General features: G+C 68.8%; 20 protein-coding genes. 12 read left to right on the forward strand and 8 right to left on the reverse strand.

The annotated features are described in order from the left end of the window. Positions 1–39: 39 nt before the first annotated feature. Positions 40–933 (reverse strand): AraC family transcriptional regulator, encoded by an 894-nt coding sequence (locus C3942_RS05450; RefSeq protein WP_104229349.1) that lies wholly within the window; start codon positions 931–933, stop codon positions 40–42. Positions 934–1,196: 263 nt separating this feature from the next. On the opposite strand from C3942_RS05450, the gene C3942_RS05455 reads away from it, so the two are divergent. The 7 genes from C3942_RS05455 to C3942_RS05485 all read left to right on the forward strand — a co-directional run bounded on the left by C3942_RS05455 (position 1,197) and on the right by C3942_RS05485 (position 6,624). Then, on the forward strand, positions 1,197–1,952 hold the full coding sequence (locus C3942_RS05455; protein ID WP_104229350.1) for an SDR family NAD(P)-dependent oxidoreductase: 756 nt from the start codon (positions 1,197–1,199) through the stop codon (positions 1,950–1,952). 77 nt (positions 1,953–2,029) lie between these two features. After that, positions 2,030–2,944, forward strand: a complete 915-nt coding sequence (locus C3942_RS05460) for an FAD:protein FMN transferase (RefSeq protein WP_104229351.1) — start codon at positions 2,030–2,032, stop codon at positions 2,942–2,944. A gap of 184 nt (positions 2,945–3,128) precedes the next feature. Continuing rightward, complete coding sequence (locus C3942_RS05465; RefSeq protein WP_104229352.1) at positions 3,129–3,812, forward strand: glutathione S-transferase family protein; 684 nt, start codon at positions 3,129–3,131, stop codon at positions 3,810–3,812. A gap of 2 nt (positions 3,813–3,814) precedes the next feature. Further along, a complete protein-coding gene (locus C3942_RS05470) occupies positions 3,815–4,171 on the forward strand; it encodes an ArsR/SmtB family transcription factor (protein ID WP_104229353.1) in 357 nt (118 codons plus the stop codon). Next, a complete protein-coding gene (locus C3942_RS05475) occupies positions 4,168–4,632 on the forward strand; it encodes an SRPBCC family protein (protein ID WP_104229354.1) in 465 nt (154 codons plus the stop codon). Before C3942_RS05470 ends, C3942_RS05475 begins: the two co-directional genes overlap by 4 nt. A gap of 80 nt (positions 4,633–4,712) precedes the next feature. After that, positions 4,713–6,113, forward strand: a complete 1,401-nt coding sequence (locus C3942_RS05480) for a TAXI family TRAP transporter solute-binding subunit (RefSeq protein ID WP_104229355.1) — start codon at positions 4,713–4,715, stop codon at positions 6,111–6,113. Between the two features lie 4 nt (positions 6,114–6,117). Beyond that, a complete protein-coding gene (locus C3942_RS05485) occupies positions 6,118–6,624 on the forward strand; it encodes a hypothetical protein (RefSeq protein WP_104229356.1) in 507 nt (168 codons plus the stop codon). Positions 6,625–6,663: 39 nt separating this feature from the next. Here C3942_RS05485 and C3942_RS05490 read toward each other — a convergent pair whose 3' ends face one another. Beyond that, positions 6,664–7,065, reverse strand: coding sequence for a MerR family transcriptional regulator (locus C3942_RS05490; RefSeq protein ID WP_104229357.1), 402 nt, complete (start codon positions 7,063–7,065; stop codon positions 6,664–6,666). Positions 7,066–7,154: 89 nt separating this feature from the next. Here C3942_RS05490 and C3942_RS05495 point away from each other — a divergent pair, with 89 nt between their 5' ends. From C3942_RS05495 to C3942_RS05510, 4 genes are all read left to right on the forward strand, one after another. After that, a complete protein-coding gene (locus C3942_RS05495) occupies positions 7,155–8,387 on the forward strand; it encodes an NADH:flavin oxidoreductase/NADH oxidase family protein (protein ID WP_104229358.1) in 1,233 nt (410 codons plus the stop codon). Positions 8,388–8,524: 137 nt separating this feature from the next. Continuing rightward, positions 8,525–9,460, forward strand: a complete 936-nt coding sequence (locus C3942_RS05500) for an MBL fold metallo-hydrolase (RefSeq protein WP_104229359.1) — start codon at positions 8,525–8,527, stop codon at positions 9,458–9,460. Between the two features lie 212 nt (positions 9,461–9,672). After that, positions 9,673–11,907: a molybdopterin-containing oxidoreductase family protein gene (locus tag C3942_RS05505; protein ID WP_104229360.1), complete on the forward strand. Its 2,235-nt coding sequence runs from the start codon at positions 9,673–9,675 to the stop codon at positions 11,905–11,907. A gap of 197 nt (positions 11,908–12,104) precedes the next feature. Further along, complete coding sequence (locus C3942_RS05510) at positions 12,105–12,506, forward strand: GFA family protein (RefSeq protein WP_104229361.1); 402 nt, start codon at positions 12,105–12,107, stop codon at positions 12,504–12,506. A gap of 58 nt (positions 12,507–12,564) precedes the next feature. Here C3942_RS05510 and C3942_RS05515 read toward each other — a convergent pair whose 3' ends face one another. Beyond that, positions 12,565–12,858, reverse strand: coding sequence for a hypothetical protein (locus tag C3942_RS05515; RefSeq protein ID WP_133164234.1), 294 nt, complete (start codon positions 12,856–12,858; stop codon positions 12,565–12,567). A gap of 134 nt (positions 12,859–12,992) precedes the next feature. Here C3942_RS05515 and C3942_RS05520 point away from each other — a divergent pair, with 134 nt between their 5' ends. Next, complete coding sequence (locus C3942_RS05520; RefSeq protein ID WP_104229363.1) at positions 12,993–13,313, forward strand: hypothetical protein; 321 nt, start codon at positions 12,993–12,995, stop codon at positions 13,311–13,313. A 19-nt stretch (positions 13,314–13,332) separates the two neighbouring features. Here C3942_RS05520 and C3942_RS05525 read toward each other — a convergent pair whose 3' ends face one another. The 5 genes from C3942_RS05525 to C3942_RS21965 form a co-directional block, all read right to left on the reverse strand. Next, positions 13,333–13,680 carry a 1-deoxy-D-xylulose-5-phosphate synthase gene (locus C3942_RS05525; protein ID WP_104229364.1) on the reverse strand — a complete coding sequence of 116 codons (348 nt, stop codon included), beginning with the start codon at positions 13,678–13,680 and terminating at the stop codon, positions 13,333–13,335. Then, a complete protein-coding gene (locus C3942_RS05530; protein WP_104229365.1) occupies positions 13,680–14,171 on the reverse strand; it encodes a hypothetical protein in 492 nt (163 codons plus the stop codon). The genes C3942_RS05525 and C3942_RS05530 overlap by 1 nt, the downstream gene beginning before the upstream one ends. 297 nt (positions 14,172–14,468) lie before the next feature. Further along, the gene (locus C3942_RS05535; RefSeq protein WP_104229366.1) at positions 14,469–15,302 is read right to left on the reverse strand and encodes a transglutaminase-like domain-containing protein; all 834 of its coding nucleotides are present in this window, start codon (positions 15,300–15,302) and stop codon (positions 14,469–14,471) included. Positions 15,303–15,317: 15 nt separating this feature from the next. Beyond that, positions 15,318–16,139, reverse strand: a complete 822-nt coding sequence (locus C3942_RS05540; protein ID WP_104229367.1) for an N-formylglutamate amidohydrolase — start codon at positions 16,137–16,139, stop codon at positions 15,318–15,320. A gap of 44 nt (positions 16,140–16,183) precedes the next feature. Further along, positions 16,184–16,375, reverse strand: a complete 192-nt coding sequence (locus C3942_RS21965) for a hypothetical protein (protein ID WP_133164235.1) — start codon at positions 16,373–16,375, stop codon at positions 16,184–16,186. Positions 16,376–16,542: the final 167 nt, after the last annotated feature.

Consider the following 16,542-nt stretch of genomic DNA (forward strand, 5'->3'; position numbering starts at 1 on the left):
GACCACGCCTGCCCGCCACCCGATGGACCGACGATCCGCTCAGGCAACGGTTCGCAACCGGTTATTCGCTTCCCTGATATCGCGGGCAGGAGGCATGCCGAACATGCGGCCGTACTCGCGGGTGAACTGGGGGATGCTTTCGTATCCGACCGCATGGGCGGCATGGGCGATCGGCGTGCCCTCGGCCAGCATCGACCTTCTCGCCTCGATCAGCCGCAGCTGCTTCTGGTACTGGAGCGGCGTCAGCGAGGTCACGGAGCGGAAGTGCGCGTGGAAGCTCGACAGGCTCATGCTGGCGGCGCTGGCCAGCCGCTCCATGGCCAGCGGCTTCGCATAGCCGGAGCGGATCAGCGCCACGGCACGCGCCACGCGCTGTGCGTGGCTGTCCGTGATGCCCAGCGCGCGGATCGCGCCACCGTGCCGGCCCGAGAGCAGCCAGTAGTGCAGTTCGCGCAGCATCTGGTCGCGCAGGATCGGCAGCGAAGCGGGGCGGTCCAGCAGCCGCAGCAAGCGCAGGGCCGCATCCGCGACCTCGTCTTCGGTGGGGTCAACCCGCACGGGCGAGCCGGCGGCGAAAGGCTGCCCACCCATCTCCAGCACCAGCCCCTCGATCACCGCGGGATTCAACTCCATCACCAGGGAGTAATACGGCTTGCCGAGCGTGGCGGCGGTGATCTGGCTGACGGTGGGCACCTCGGCGGTGATCAGCAGCGACTCTCCTGCTCCGAAATCGAAGGTGTGGCCTCCCATGGTGACGCGCTTCTGGCCCTGGAGGACCAGGGCCACCAGCGGCTTGCTGATCGCGTACTGCAAGGGCGTCGGGCCGATCTCCCGCAGGATGGACAGGCCGGGAAAGGGAGTGGCCGCCACGCCGTTGGCATCGGCATGGGCGTCCGCATAGCGGCGGGCGGTATCGAGCAGGCGACTGATCATGGCGACTCCACTCAGAAGGCACACGCCCAGCCTAGCCGCGTCCCGGAGATCGCTCAAATGAAATTGCAGGAATGCGCAAGAAATTCCAGAGAATCAGGCAAAAGCGACGGGCCGCGCCCGGGCGCTCGGCGGGCTCGAACGGATCAGGAGCCCGGATTCGCAGGAATAGGCAAGAGGGGAAGGTGGATCGCGCAACTTCGGCGGGGGGTGGGCGGGGATAGTGATCCCACCGCAGCACATCAACCCCAGCAAGGAGACTTTCAATGACCACGATCTCGCTCATCACCGGCGGCAGCCGCGGCCTGGGCCGCAACACCGCCATCAGCATCGCCCGCCGCGGCGGCGACGTCATCCTGACCTACCGGCACGGAGCCGAGAAGGCCAGGGCCGTCGTAGCCGAAATCGAGGCGCTGGGCCGCAAGGCCATCGCGCTGCAGCTCGATGTGACCGACGTCGCCAGCTTTGCCGCCTTTGCCGCCGCGATGCGCACGGCGCTGGCCCAGCATTGGGGGCGCCAGAACTTCGACCACCTCGTCAACAACGCGGGCCAGGGCGAAATGGCGAGCCTGGCGGACACCACCGAGGCGCAGTTCGATTCGTTGTTCGATACCCACGTCAAGGGAGTCTTCTTCCTGACGCAGGCCTTGCTGCCGCTGCTGGCGAATGGCGGCCGCATCGTCAACTTCTCCTCGGGCCTCACGCGAGTGTCGGTCGCGGGGTTCTCCGCCTATTCCGCCGCCAAGGGCGCGGTCGAGATCCTGACGCTCTACATGGCCAAGGAGCTGGGCAGCCGTGGGATTACGGCCAATACGGTTGCGCCGGGCGCCATCGAGACCGACTTCCTCGGCGGCGCCGTGCGCGACATGCCCGATCTCAACCGGCAGTTCGCGGGGATGACGGCGCTGGGCCGGGTGGGTGTTCCGGACGATGTCGGCCCCATGGTCGCCAGCCTGCTCGGCCCCGACAACCGCTGGGTCACGGCGCAGCGCATCGAGGTTTCCGGCGGCCAGGCGATCTGAGGCATCGGGGGTGCCACCGCGGGCCGGGTGGCGCCCCGCTTGCCCCGGGCGGCAACAGGAAGAGTAAGCTCGCCGCCATGCGCTTCCAGCATTTCAGCTTCCACGCCATGGGCGGGCCCTGCTCGCTGCAGCTGTTCGCGCCGGACGACGCGCAGCTGCGGCGCGCCGCGGCCGCCGCGCAGGCGGAGGTGCTGCGTATCGAGGCCAAGTACTCGCGCTACCGCGAGGACAGCGTGGTCTCGCGCATCAACGCCAGCGCCGGCAACGCGCAGGGCACGGAGGTGGATCCCGAGACCGCCGCGCTGCTGGACTACGCCGCCGCCGCCCACGAGCAGAGCGACGGCCTGTTCGATGCCACCTCGGGCGTGCTGCGCCGCGCCTGGGATTTCAAGGCGCGCAGGCTGCCGCAGCAGTCGCAGCTCGACGCGCTGCTGCCGCTGGTGGGCTGGGACAAGCTGCGCTGGGAGCGGCCGCGGCTGGTGCTGCCGCTGCCCGGCATGGAGCTGGACTTCGGCGGCTTCGGCAAGGAATACGCGGCCGACCGTGCCGCCGCCGCGCTGGCCGCCAGCGGCGTGCATCACGCGCTGGTGGAGCTGGGCGGCGACATCCGCGTGCTCGGCCCGCAGCCGGACGGCGCGCCCTGGCGCGTCGGCATCCGCCATCCGCGCGCGCCGGACCTGCCGGTGGCGGGCGTGGAGCTGCGCGGCGGCGCCATCGCCAGCAGCGGCGACTACGAACGCTACTTCGAGCTGGCCGGCCGCCGCTACAGCCACATCCTCGATCCGCGCAGCGGCTGGCCCATCCAGGGCCTGGCCAGCGTCAGCGTGCTGGCCGAGCAATGCCTGGTTGCCGGCACCGCCACCACCATCGCCATGCTCAAGGGCGAACAGGGCCGCGCCTGGCTGGAGGAGCTGGGCCTGCCCTGGATGACGGTGGACGCGGGCGGCATGGTGGAGGGCAGCATCGCCATCGCCGCGGCGGATCCGGCCTAGGGCCTGTTAACACTACAGCCGTCGCACCGGCGGCCGTAGTGCTAACAGGCCCTAGGGAAGGAATCCTGAAAAGGCCGTTCGTGCGGCGTCCGTCGAAGCACGGGCGGACGGCGGACGAGCGCGCTTGCCCTGTCCGCAGTCCGCGCCTATAGTTAGCCAATACGGAAACTATTAGGAAGCGCCCATGACGGCCCTGACGCTGCACCTGCACCCGCTGTCCTCCTATTGCCACAAGGTGCTGATCGGACTCTACGAGAAGGGCATTCCCTTCGAGCCGCGCACGGTGAACCTGGGCGACCCGGCGGAGCGGAAGGCCCATGCCGCCCTGTGGCCCACGGCCAAGATCCCGCTGCTGGAGGATCGCGCGGCGGGCCGCGTGGTGCCGGAGACCAGCATCATGCTGGAGTACCTGGACCAGCGGCATTCCGGCGGCCCCGCACTCTTCCCGGCCGATCCGGAGCGGCGGATGCAGGCCCGCCTCTGGGACCGCCTCTTCGACCAGTACGTGATGACGCCGATGCAGCGCATCGTCGCCGACCGCCTGCGGCCGGAAGACCGGCGCGACGAGCTCAACGTGACGGAGGCGCGGCAGCTGCTGGACATGGCCTACGCCATGGCGGAGAAGCAGCTCGCGGTGCAAGCCTGGGCCGCGGGCCCGGACTTCACGGTGGCGGACTGCGCCGCGGCGCCGGCCCTGTTCTACGCGCATATCGTCCATCCCTTCGCGCCCGAGCTGAAGGCGCTTCCGGCCTACTTCGAGCGCCTGCTGCAGCGGGCCTCGGTGCAGCGCGTGCTGCAGGAGGCCCGGCCCTGGTTCCGCTACTTCCCCTATGCGGACCGTATGCCCGCACGCTTCCTGGAAGGCTGAGGATGAACGCGCGCGAAGCCGCCCGCGAGGACTCGCTGGACCGCCTGTTCTCCGCCCTGTCGGACCGCAACCGCCGCGCGATCCTGGCGCAGCTCATGCAGGGCCCCGCCACCGTCAGCGAGGTGGCGGAGCCGCTGCAGATCGCGCTGCCCTCGGCGCTCAAGCACCTCGCCGTGCTGGAGACCGGCGGCTTCATCCGTTCCAGCAAGGAAGGCCGCGTGCGCACGCTGGAACTGCGCGAGGATGCTTTCCGCGCACTGGAACACTGGGTGGCCGAGCGCCAGCGCTACTGGCATTCCGGCTTCGACCGGCTGGAAGCACAGTTCCTCTCCGCGAAGAAACCGAAGAACTCCCCATGAATCCCGCCCAGCACACCAGCTTCGTCATCGAGCGCCACTTCTCCGCCGCGCCGGCCGAGGTCTTCCGCGCCTGGAGCGACCCGGAGCGCAAGAACTCCTGGGCGCGCTGCCACGAGGACGGCGACGGCGGCAGCCGCATGGATTTCCGCGTCGGCGGGCATGACCGCCAGCATTCGCGCCGCGAGGACGGCGGCGACCAGTGGGTGGAGACGGTGTACCTCGACATCGTGCCCGACCGGCGCCTGGCCTTCGCCTACACCATCGTGCTCGACGGCCGCTGCATCTCCGCCTCGCTGGTCACCATCGAGCTGTCGCCGGAGGGCGACAGGACCCTCCTGCGCCTGACCGAACAACTCGCCTATCTCGACGGCCCCAATGATCGTGAGATGCGCCTGCACGGCACCCGTGAAGGCCTGGACCGGCTCGCCCTGCTGCTGGAGCAAGGCGGGCGCGCCCACTAGGGCCCGCCCGCGCCTGCCGGCGCTGGCCAAGCCCGCGGCTTCTGGTGCAGGCTTCGTCCCCAAAGCACAAGGACGCTGCCATGGCCGAGAAAGAAGCCACCCGCGAAAAGAAGATCGAAACCGCCCGCCGCCGCCTGCTCGGCCTGCGGCCCGTGTCCGTCGTGTCCTGGCGCGACGCGGTGGCCACCATCGGCCCCATCGTGCTGCTCACCGCGCTGGCCGTCTGGGCCGCGCTGTACCTGGTGCGGCCCGCGCCGCCCAGCAGCATCACCATTGCCGGCGGGCCGGAGAACAGCAACTTCCGCAACATCGCGGCGCAGTACGAGAAGATTTTGGCGCGCAACGGCGTGGAGCTGAAGATCGTGCCCTCGCTGGGTTCGCTGGACAGCCTCAAGAAGCTGGCGGGCGGCGAGGTGGACCTGGCCTTCGTGCAGTCCGGCGTCACCCTGGAGAGCGGTACCGACGAGCTGGTTTCGCTGGGCACCATGTTCCGCCAGCCGGTCTCCATCTTCTACCGCTCCGAGAAGCCCTTCGAGCGCCTGTCGCAGATGGACGGCATGCGCATCGCCGTGGGCCGCGAGGGCAGCGGCACGCGCTTCATCGCGCTGGCCCTGCTCAAGGGCAACGGCCTGGAGCCCGGTACCGGCAAGACGCAGTTCCTGGACCTGGAGGGCGAGGCCGCCCGCGAGGCGCTGCGCGCCGGCCAGGTGGACGCCATCTTCCTGTCCGGCGACTCCGCGGCGGTCAAGACCGTGCGCAGCCTGCTGCGCGAGCCGGGCGTCCGGCTGTTCGACTTCACCGCCCAGGGCGAGGCCTACGAGCGCCGCTTCCGCTATCTCAACCGCCTGGAGCTGCCGCCCGGCGCCTTCGACCTGGGCAACAACCTGCCGGACCGCCGCATCACCATGATGGCGCCCACCGTGGAACTGCTGTCGCACCGCGACCTGCACCCCGCGCTCACCGACCTGCTGGTGGAGGCGGCGCAGGAAATCCACAGCCGATCCTCGCTGATGCAGAACCCGCGCGAGTTCCCTCACCCCATCGAGCACGACTACCCGATGAGCGAGGATGCGGCGCGCTACTACAAGTCCGGCAAGAGCTTCGCCTACCGCTTCCTGCCGTTCTGGCTGGCCAGCCTGGTCAGCCGCGCGCTGGTGGTGCTGCTGCCGCTGCTGGTGATCCTGATTCCCGGCATGCGCTTCGCGCCCGCGCTCTACGCCTGGCGCGTCAACCGCCGCCTGTACAAGCGCTACGGCGAGATGATGGCGCTGGAGCGTGCCGCGCAGGAGCCGATGACGCCCGAGCAGCGCGCCGCCCTGGTGCAGCGCCTGGATGAGATCGAGAAGTCGGTGATCAACGTGAAGATGCCGGGCGCCTTCGCCGACCAGAGCTACATCATGCGCCGCCACATCAAGTTCGTGCGCGACAGCCTGTCCGGCAACGCTACGCGCAAGGACGATGACGTGGAGCTGGTGCGGTAGCGTCATGAACCGTGCCTGGAGCAAGGTGAAGAAGGCCTTCGAGGCCGGCCTGGCTCCGGAACTGCAGGCGCGCCTGCAGGTGCATGTCGCCGGCTACCGTTCCGGCGGGCGCGGCTGGATCGTGTTCGATGGCGTGGAGGTCGCCAGCGTCCAGGCGCCGGGCTTCACGCGGCAACTGCTGGGCCATTCCGCCTGCATGGAGCTGGTGGACGGCCAGACCGTAGAGCTGGGGCGCGCCTGCGGCGAGCTGCCACAAATGCCGGTCGAAGCCGCGCTGGCCTCCGCCAATCCGCTGTTGCGCGGCCTGGACCAGCTCGACGCCCGCTGCGGCAAGCGCCGGCTGGAGAAGCTGCAGGGGAATCCCGATCCGGACAGCTTCGTCACGCTGATGCTCGCGCTGCGCCGCGTCTCGCTGGGCCTGTCCCCGCCACCGTTGGTCTGCAGCCGCTGCGGCCGGTCGCTGGCATTGCGGGGGGGTTCTACTGAAGCCGGCGCACAAGTTCCGGCATGACGGCTTTCGCCCTCGTGACACCCGGCCGGGACGAGCGCTTCAGCGCATCTTTGCCAGCACCCGCTGCACGTTGTCCGTGCAAGGGATGTCCGGCGGCTTGTTCTCGATGCTGGCGATCACGCCCAGCAGCCGGCGCCGGTTGCGGGCCAGGCGCTTCTGCATCAGCGTGATCTCCTCCAGCTTGCGGCGCAGGCCGGCCAGCAGCTCCTGCCGCTGCCAGGGCTCGCTGTGCCGCATGGGCAGCAGCGGGCGGATCTCCTCCAGCGTGAAGCCGCAGGTCTGCGCGCTGGTGATGATCTCCAGGGTGCTCAGTGCTTCCGGCCCGTAGCGGCGGTAGCCGTTGGCGCCGCGCTCCACCGCACTGAGCAGCCCGGAGGCCTCGTAGAAGCGGATGCGCGAGGGCGCCAGGCCGCTGCGCTCCGCCAGTTCCCCGATCCTCATGCCGCCGCCCTCGCCATTGACATTAAACCTGACTTTAACCTTAGGCTTTGCCGCATGCTACCCCCAAGCGTCTCCCGGACCCGCCTGCCATGACCGCCTTCACCCCGCTGGCCCTGCCCAACGGCGCCGCGCTGCCCAACCGCATCGCCAAGGCGGCGATGGAAGAAAACATGGCGGACGCCGACCACGCGCCCTCCGCCCAGCACCTGCAGCTCTACCGCGCCTGGGCGGACGGCGGTGCCGGCCTGCTGATCAGCGGCAACGTCATGGTGGACCGCCGCGCCCTCACCGGCCCCGGCGGCGTCGTGCTGGAAAGCCCGCAGCACCTGGATCGCTTCCGCGCCTGGGCGCAGGCCGGCCGCAGCGGCGGCGCGCAGTTCTGGCTGCAACTCAACCATCCCGGCCGACAGACGCTGGCCAGCATGGGGCAGGAGACATTGGCGCCCTCCGCCGTGGCGCTGGACCTGGGGGCGCTGTCGCGCATGTTCCCGCTGCCGCGCGCGATGACCGAGGCCGAGATCGCCGACGTCATCGCCCGCTTCGCCAACGCCGCGCGCCTGGCCGAGCAGGCCGGCTTCAGCGGCGTGCAGGTGCATGCGGCGCACGGCTACCTGCTGAGCCAGTTCCTCTCGCCGCTCACCAACCGCCGCGAAGACCGCTGGGGCGGCAGCCTGGAGAACCGCGCACGCCTGCTGCTGGAAACGGTGAAGGCCGTGCGCGGCACCGTCAGCCCCGGCTTCTGCGTGGCGGTGAAGCTCAACTCCGCCGACTTCCAGCGCGGCGGCTTCGACACCGAGGACGCGCGCCGCGTGCTGCAGATGCTCAACGAGCTGCCGGTGGACCTGGTGGAACTCTCCGGCGGCAGCTACGAGGCTCCGGCCATGCAGGGCGACGCGCGCGACGGCCGCACGCTGGCGCGCGAGGCCTACTTCCTGGAGTTTGCCGAGCAGATGCTGGGCACCGCGCGCATGCCGCTGATGGTCACCGGCGGCGTGCGCCGCCGCGCCGTGGTGGAGCAGGTATTGCAGGCCGGCCTCGGCGCCGTGGGCATCGGCACGGCGCTGGCGCTGGACCCCGCGCTGCCGCGCCGCTGGCAGGCCGGCGAGCAGGACGCCAGCGCCGCCGTGCCGCCGATCCGCTGGAAGCACAAGCTGCTGGCCGCGCGGGCCTACATGGCCAGCGTGAAGTACCAGATGCGCGAGCTGAGCCTGGGCCGCCGGCCGCGCCCCGCGGTCTCGCCGCTCAAGGCCCTGCTGATCGAGCGCATCGACGTGGCGCGCCGCACGCGCCAGTATCGGCGCTGGATGGCGGGCGGGTCGTAGAACTTGAAGGATGCCGTTCGTACTGAAGTCCTGAGCTTGTCGAAGGATCGAAGTACGGACGGGATTCGCTGACCGCAAGCGGCGACGTCCACCCGGCCTTGCCGGACAAATCACACGAGAACAAAAGAAGAGAACCCATGCCCCGCAAACTCGCCGCCGTCTCGCTGGCCGCCCTGCTCGCCGCCGCCGGTGCCTTCGCCTGGACCTTCACCGCCGCGCCGCTGCCGGTGCCGCAGCAAGCCGGCCCCGCCCTGCCGCCGGCCCCGGCGCAGCGCGTGCAGGTCGCCGTGGCGGAAACCGGGTCCATGGAGTCCAACGCGCTGTTCGCCTACCGCGGCGGCAGCCTGGAGAAGCGCCTCTTCGGCATGGATGTGTTCGTCATCCGCCATCCGCAGGGCAGCGTCCTGTTCGAGGCCGGCTTCGGCAGCCACCTGAGCGAGCACTTCAAGACCGTGCCGCTGCTGATGCGCAGCGTCTCCAAGGTCCACCCGGCGGAGCTGCTGACGGAACAGCTCGCCGCCGCCCGCATCGCGCCCGCCGATCTCAAGGGCATCTTCCTCACGCACAGCCACTGGGACCATGTGGGTGCCTTGCCCGATCTGCCGGGCGTGCCGGTCTACGTGAACCGGGCCGAGCGCGACTTCATCGAGCACGGCGGCGAGGCCACCACGCTGGCGCGCAGCTTCGGCGTGGATCGCTTCCAGCTCTACGAATTCGAAGGCCCGGCCTATGCCGGCTTCCCGGCCAGCCATGACGTCTTCGGCGACGGCAGCCTCGTGCTGGTGCCGGCCGGCGGCCACACGCCGGGCGCCGTGATCGCCTTCCTGCGCACGGCGGACCGCGACTACGCCCTGATCGGCGACCTCGCCTGGCAGAAGGAGGGCGTGGAGATTCCCGCCGAGAAGCCCTGGATGTCGCGCAACATGGTGGACGCTGATCCGGAAACCCTGCGTGGCGTGCTGGTGCAGCTCCACCAACTGCAGGCCGCCAACCCCAACCTGGTCATCGTGCCCTCCCACGACCGCCGCGTGACCTCGCAGATGCCGCGGCTGGCGGCGCAGGCCGCCCCCTAGGGACGCCGGACCCTGCGGCGCGGCTGGGGAGAAGCCAACAAAACCGGAAGGGTCCAGCCAGCGACGAACCCCCGCAGAAGGGGCTCAGGACCACCGGACGCGGCGAGTCTTCATTCAGCTTCTCCGCCCATTCGCCATCTACTCTCCCCGGATGAGTCCACCGACCCCGGACGGGCGTAGGGTGCTCCCAGGAGAATGGGGAGGTTGCGGGCATGAGCGAGACGAAACATACGTTTTGCCGGATCTGCGAGGCATCCTGCGGCTTGGTGGCCGAGGTGGATCGCGGCCGGATCGTGGACCTGCGTCCCAACAAGGACCACATCGGCACCGACGGTTTTGCCTGCATGAAGGGGCTGAACCAGCACAGGATGTACGACTCCCCGGACCGCCTGCAGCATCCGCTCAAGCGCGTCGGCGACCGCTTCGAGCGCATCAGCTGGGAGCAGGCCCTCGCCGAGATTGGTGCCAAGGTGAAGGGCCTGCGCGCCGTCAGCCCGCATGCCATTTCGATGTACGTCGGCACCGCCGCCGGCTTCAGCCTGCTGCATCCGGTGTTCGCGGAAGCGTTCATGAAGGGCGTGGGCTCGCGCAGCATGTTCTCGTCGTCCACGCAGGACTGCGCCAACCGCTTCGCCTCCGCCACCGAGATGTACGGCTTCCCCTTCACGCAGCCGGTGGTGGACCTGGACCACGTGAAGTACATGCTGATCGTGGGCACCAACCCCATCGTCTCCAAGTGGACCTTCCTGCAGGTGGCCCATCCCGGCAAGCGCCTCAAGGAAGTGCGCAAGCGCGGCGGCCGCATCGTGGTGGTGGACCCGCGCGAGACGGAAACCGCCAAGGTGGCGGATGCGCACCACTTCATCCGCCCGAACACCGACGTCTTCTTCTTCCTCTCCTTCCTGCACGAGCTGTTCGCCCAGGGCGGCGTGGACCGCGAGCGCGCCCGGCGCTACATGACGGGCCTTGAAGACGTGGAGCGCCTGGCCCTGGCCTGGCCGGCGGACAGGACCGCGAGCCTCACCGGCATCGAGCCCGCCGCGCTGAAGGGCATGGTGGCGGACTACATCGCCGCCGGCGCCTCCGCCATCGTCACCGGCACGGGCCTCGGCATGGGCCGCCACGGCACGCTCGCGCAGTGGATCGCGGATGTCATCAACGCCGTCAGCGGCAACCTGGACCGCCGCGGCGGCGTGCTGCTGGGCGAGGGCATGTTCGACTTTGCCGCGTATGCCAAGAAGGAAAAGCTGTTCCAGCGCGTGCAGCGCTCGCGCGTCGGCCAGTTCCGCGAACTCAACGGCGGCTTCCCCGGCGGCATCCTGGCGGACGAAATCCTCAAGCCCGGCCCGGAGCAGATCAAGGCGCTGTTCGTCACCGGCGGCAACCCGCTGATGACCATGCCCAATGCCGCGCGCCTGCGCCAGGCGCTGGGCCAGCTGGAAATGCTGGTGGTGACCGACATCTACCTCAACGAGACCGCCAGCCTCGCGCACTACGTGCTGCCCGCCACCTCGCCGCTGGAGCGCGCGGACCTGCCCTTCGTGTTCCCGCTGTTCCTGGGCATGCAGTCGCGCCCATACATCGCCGCGACCGACGCGGTGGTGGAGCCTGCCGGCGAGCAGCGCGACGAGGCCACGATCTATACCCAGCTGGCCCGCGCCAGCGGCGTCAGCCTGTTCGGCGCCAAGCCGCTGCAGTGGATCATGCAGCTCCTGCTCTGGGGCAATGCGCCCTTCCGGCGCGGCAAGCAGCCCTCGTTGCCCATCCGCCTGATCCTGGACCTGATCCTGCGCTCCGCCAAGCTCGGCAAGTTCAAGGACATCGCCCGCCAACCGCAGGGCCTGCCCTGGCGCGGCGGCCCCAAGCCCGAGAGCTACCTCGGCAAGCGCGTGGTGACGGACGATGGCAAGGTGCACCTGGCCCCCGAGATGCTGATGCAGCAGACCGCGCGGCTGGAGGGCATCTTCGCCGACGAGAGCGCCAGCTACGCCCGCGGCGAACTGCGCCTGATCTCCAAGCGCATGCACAGCACGCACAACTCCTGGACGCAGAACATCGCCGAACTCACCAACGGCGAGATGGGCCAGACCAATTACCTCTACATGCACCCCGAAGACGCGCGCGCCAAGGGCCTGGAGGACAAGTCGGTGGCCGATATCCACTCCCGCACCAACACCATCCGCCTGCCGGTGAAGCTGCTGGAAACCCTGATGCCCGGCACCGTCGCCATCCCCCACGGCTGGGGCCACCAGCACGCCAAGGGCATGCGTATCGCAAGCAAGCTCGGCGGCGCCAACGTGAACCTGCTGGCCGCCGATGGGCCGGACGCGGTGGAGTCCGTCTCCGGCATGGCGCACCTCACCGGCATCCCGGTGCGCGTCGAGCCGGCCAGCGGACCGATCGACCTGGGAAGCTGGACGGGGATTGCGGAAGAGCGGGCGGCGTAGGCGACGCATACCGCTCTTCCCTGTCGGGAGACAGGCAAACCGGGCTAAGACTCAGGCACCGTTCCGCGGCCGTTCGCCCTGAGCTTGCCGAAGGGTAAATGGCCGCTGACCACAGCTGTGCGATCGCCCTGCTGCCCTCGCGTCCCATGCGAGAATCCGCCGCCATCCCAACAACGACATCCACGGAAGGAAGATACATGGCACTCACCGGCGGCTGCTTTTGCGGCCAGATCCGCTACCAGATCGACCAGCCCCTAGCCCCCGGCCGCAGTTGCCACTGCTCGCGTTGCCGCAAGGTCTTCAGCGGCACCGGCTCTGCCTATGCGGAGGTCGTGCCCGGCTCCTTCGCCTGGATCGCAGGCGAAGACCAGCTCACGCGATACGAGACCACGCCCGGCTGGGGCATGGGCTTCTGCAAGCGCTGCGGCTCCACGCTCTGCGGCCTGCACGAAGGCAAGGTCCACGGCGTCACCCTGGGCAGCGTGGACGGCGACCCCGGCGTGCAGATCGAGATGCACCTCTTCGTCGGCTCCAAGGCGCCTTGGGACCACATCGGCGGCAGCGCACCGCAGTACGCGGAGTTTCCTCCGCAGGGTTGAAGAACCCCAAAGGCCGTTCGTGCTGAGCTTGTCGAAGCATGAACGGCCTTTCCAAGCCCTAAAGCTCGCCGCACAGCCCCCGCAACAGCACATCACCGGCATCGGAATCCGAAACCAGCACCAGCGCGCGCCCTTGCCGCACGCGCAGGCGGATTTCGCCCCAGACCAGCAGGCGGCCTTCATCGCCCCTCGCCGCCTGGAACCCGTAGCGCAGCCGCAGCAGCACCCAGGCCTTGAGCTTGCGCCGGCGTGAGGGGCCGCAATGCAGGACGAGATGGCCATCCGGCATATGGCCCAGATGCGGCGCCGGCCGTTGCGGGATCAGGGGTTGGGAGAGCGGGAGCGTGAGCATGCTCCCAGCATCGCCGCCGCCGGTGCCGGTGCCGCGCAGCCCTCGTGCAAATCCCGTGGAATTTCGTGCAGGAATCGTGGAATCGCACTCGGGCTACTGGCCGCGAGCCGAACGATGAAAGAGCATGGCCCTTCATGGAACCCACCCACTTTCAGGCCATCAAGGCCGCCATCCTCGGCTTCACCGAACTGGGCCGCGACGCGCTGCACGTCTACGCCGGCCTCGCCACGCTGTTCCTCTCCGCCCTGGTCCTGCGCAGGCCCCTCCGCTCAAGGCTGCCCTGGCTCTTCGTTTTGGGAGTGGCCGTGGCGGCAGAGCTGCTGGACCTGTACGACGACAGCGTCACCACCGGCCAGCCGCGCTGGGGAGCCAGCGCGCACGACATCCTGAACACCCTGTTCTGGCCCACGGCGATCCTGCTGCTGGCATGGCGGCGCCTGCTGTTCAGGGAGTGAAGGGGAGACAGCACGCAGGCTATCGCCCGCGGCGAGCGCCTGCGCGGAACGAGGTCAGGGCGATGCAGGCGGGCTGGCGGCGAATGCGCTGCCAGTATTCCTCGCGGGCATCCTCGTCGATCTCCACCAGGCCGCCATTGAGCTTGTCGCGGCCGTTGTACTTGGGCTCTGCCACCAGGTAAGGCTCGCCGGAGCCGGCATCGAAGCAGTTGTAGTCGCCTTCCTCCGACTTGCGCAGCACCGCACCGCGATAGTGGTAGACGCCACAGCGCGAGATGTATTCCACCCAGCCGATGCGGCCCTGTCCTCCGATCGCCTGGGACCGGGGCTCCATGAACATCAGCTTCCTGGCCAGGCCGCTGGCCATCAGCAGTCCACTCCTTCCCGGGTGCGCAGTTCTTCCGGCAGACGGAACCAGGGCACCACGTACTCCCCGCTCTCCAGCAGGCAGGCGATTTCCAGGTGATACCTGCCATCGTTGCCGAGAAACGATCCGGCATAGTGGTAGAGACCATCGGTGCCGCGGAAGCAGCCGCGCGGATGGTACCTCCCATCCTGGCCCAGGAAAGCTCCCGGCGGGTGATAGAGCCCGTCCACGCCAATGAAGGAATTCGCCGGATGGTATTGGCCATCGGCTCCGCGGAAATGATCGCCGGGACGATACAAGCCGTCCCCGAATCTCTGGTATCCCTTGGGGTAGTAACAGCCATCCTGGCCGAGGAATGATCCCTCGGGGTGGTACCGTGAGTCCACGCCCTTGAAGTAACCCTTGGGGTAGTACTGCCCGTCGTCCCCGAGAATGGAACCGGGCGGGTAGAGGACGCCGTCTGTGCCTCGCTTGCCCTGCGTGCCGCGCATGATGGGCTTCACCCTTTTGTGCGGGCCGGGAGGCGCGCGAGACCCACTATCGCACATCCGCTTCTACGCAGCGCCTTGCGTTGCAGGGGCGCAGAGTGAGCAACACGCGCCCGCGCGTCCGAACGTGGTCGGCCCAACCGGCATACACTGCCACTACCGCGCTCCGGCGGGCGTTCTTCACCGGATATCCGCATGGCTGATCACGCCGGAAGACGGCCCTGCTTCGGATTTCCCTTCTCCTCGGCGGTACGCGCATCACCGCCATGCGCGCGGCAGCCGGCTCGATACCGTCGGGCTTCAAGGGGCGGCTCCGGCCGGGTGGGGTCTAGGCATTTCTTCCGTCCACGTCCTGAACGACTCGAGCACATGGGGGCCGTAGCTGGTCGTGATCGCGACATCGGCCGCATCCCGCCCCCGGGCGATGAGGATGCGGCCGATGCGCCGTTGATTGTTTCGCGGATCGAAGCTGTGCCAGGCACCACCGAGGAAGACCTCGATGGAACCTGCGAAATCCATGGGAGCATCCACGGCAGGCACGCCGATATCGCCCAGGTAGCCCGTGCAGTAGCGGGCCGGGATGTTGAGGCAGCGGCAGAACGTGATGGCGAGATGGGCGTAGTCGCGGCAGACGCCGGTACCTTCCTTGTACGTTTCCCAGGCAGTCTTCGTCGGCCGCGCGTACTGATAGCCGAAGCGCACATGCTGATGGACGTAGTCGCACACGGCCTGGACGCGCGGCCAACCCAGTGGCGTGGGTCCGAACAGCTTCCAGGCGATATCCGTGAACAGGTCCGTCTCGCAGTACCGGCTGCCGAGGAGATAGACCAGGACCTCCTGCGGCAGGGTCTCCACGGTGTGCTGCAGCGCATCGGCCACCATGGGCTCCGGCAGGCCGCTGTCCCGGATCACGCCGTCGCCCGTCAGCAGCAGGCGCCCCTCGGGCGCGACGATGCGGCTGCACCAGTTGCCGAAGCCGTCGCGGTACATGTTCACCGGCACGGCGGGTTCCGAGCGCAGATGGTCCGGGCAGACCAAGTCGGACACACGCGTATGGTGGACGTGCACGTTGAGGATCATCGGCGTCCTCCTCGGGCACCGATAGATGAACTCGTAGCCGAAGTGGATCAGCATGCGGCGTCCGCAGGTTCAGGAGCGGGAATGCGCACCGGCGTTCCCCGCCCCGGTGGGCAGAAGCGGAAAGCGGTCCGCCAGGGGCAGAAGGCCCTGCGCCAGCCTGGCCGCCCATTGCTGCTGTCCGGCCGTGTCGGCGATCAGGTCCTGGCGGATTTCGATGAGCACGTGCGGCAGCCCCCGCCGTTCGGCATGCTGCGGAATCGAATAGTCCGTTTCGTCCCCCAGCGCATAGGGTTCGTTGCAGCCCAGGACAATGCCCTTGTCGCTCTGCAGGGAGGCCGCCAGAGCCTCGGCCGCGCGCGCATCCTGGCGGGAGAGCAGGCCCACGTGCCATGGCCGCGCCACGCCGTGCAGCATCGGCGTGAAGCTGTGCAGGGACACCAGCAATGTCGGCAGGCCGAGGCGACGGCGCTCGTCGAGCGCGCTGCCGATCCGGTCATGATAGGGGTGAAAGATTTCCTGCGCCCGCATCGAGGCCTCTTCGCGTCGCATCCGCCAGTTGCCGGGGATGGCGCAGCCGTCGCTCGTCTCCACGATCGACTCCGCGCTCCGCAGCGGGCGGTTGCAGTCGATCACCAGGCGCGAATAGGGCTGCAGGATCAAGGGTGCCTGCAGCAGCTCGGCAAGCCGCCTCGCCACTTCCGCCGCGCCGATGTCCCAACCGATATGCCGCTCCAGGTCCTTCGCCCGCAAGCCCAGGCCGGCGAGCCTTCGCGGCACGCTGAATCCGGCATGGTCGCAAAGCAGCAGGAACGATCCCTCGGCCGTGCTGCCGATCACCTGCAAGGGGCGGGGATCGCCCTGCGTCAGCAGGCCGGGGGTCTCGCTGCGCATGTACTGGAGCTTCGACTTTCTCGACTGGAGCATCAGGGTGGCGATCAGGATGCGGCGTCCGGTGTCTTCGCCGGGGCGGCTGCGGATCGCGGCGCAAAGGCACCGCGCATCCAGGCCGCGGTATGGACGCCATCAGTCGCCCTCTTGTCCGTAATGAGGCTGAAGGTCATCGTGTCGTTGGCCGGAACGGCTTGTGCACGGCGACTCAGGGTTCCCATGGAGATATTGAACTTCATCTTGAGGCCGCCTCTTGGAGGATGTCGCGTGGGTGAGGTGCGCAGGCACCGGCAAGCCTCCCACCGTAAGCTACCCCTGGAGCAGCGTCTGCGCGATAACGAACTTATGGCGGCAGGCTTTTGTCTACGTAGGGAATTCCCAATCCCGGCCCGCCGCCGCGAGGCCA

The organism is Solimonas fluminis, from assembly GCF_002930645.1.
Classification (GTDB): Bacteria; Pseudomonadota; Gammaproteobacteria; order Nevskiales; family Nevskiaceae; genus Solimonas_A; species Solimonas_A fluminis.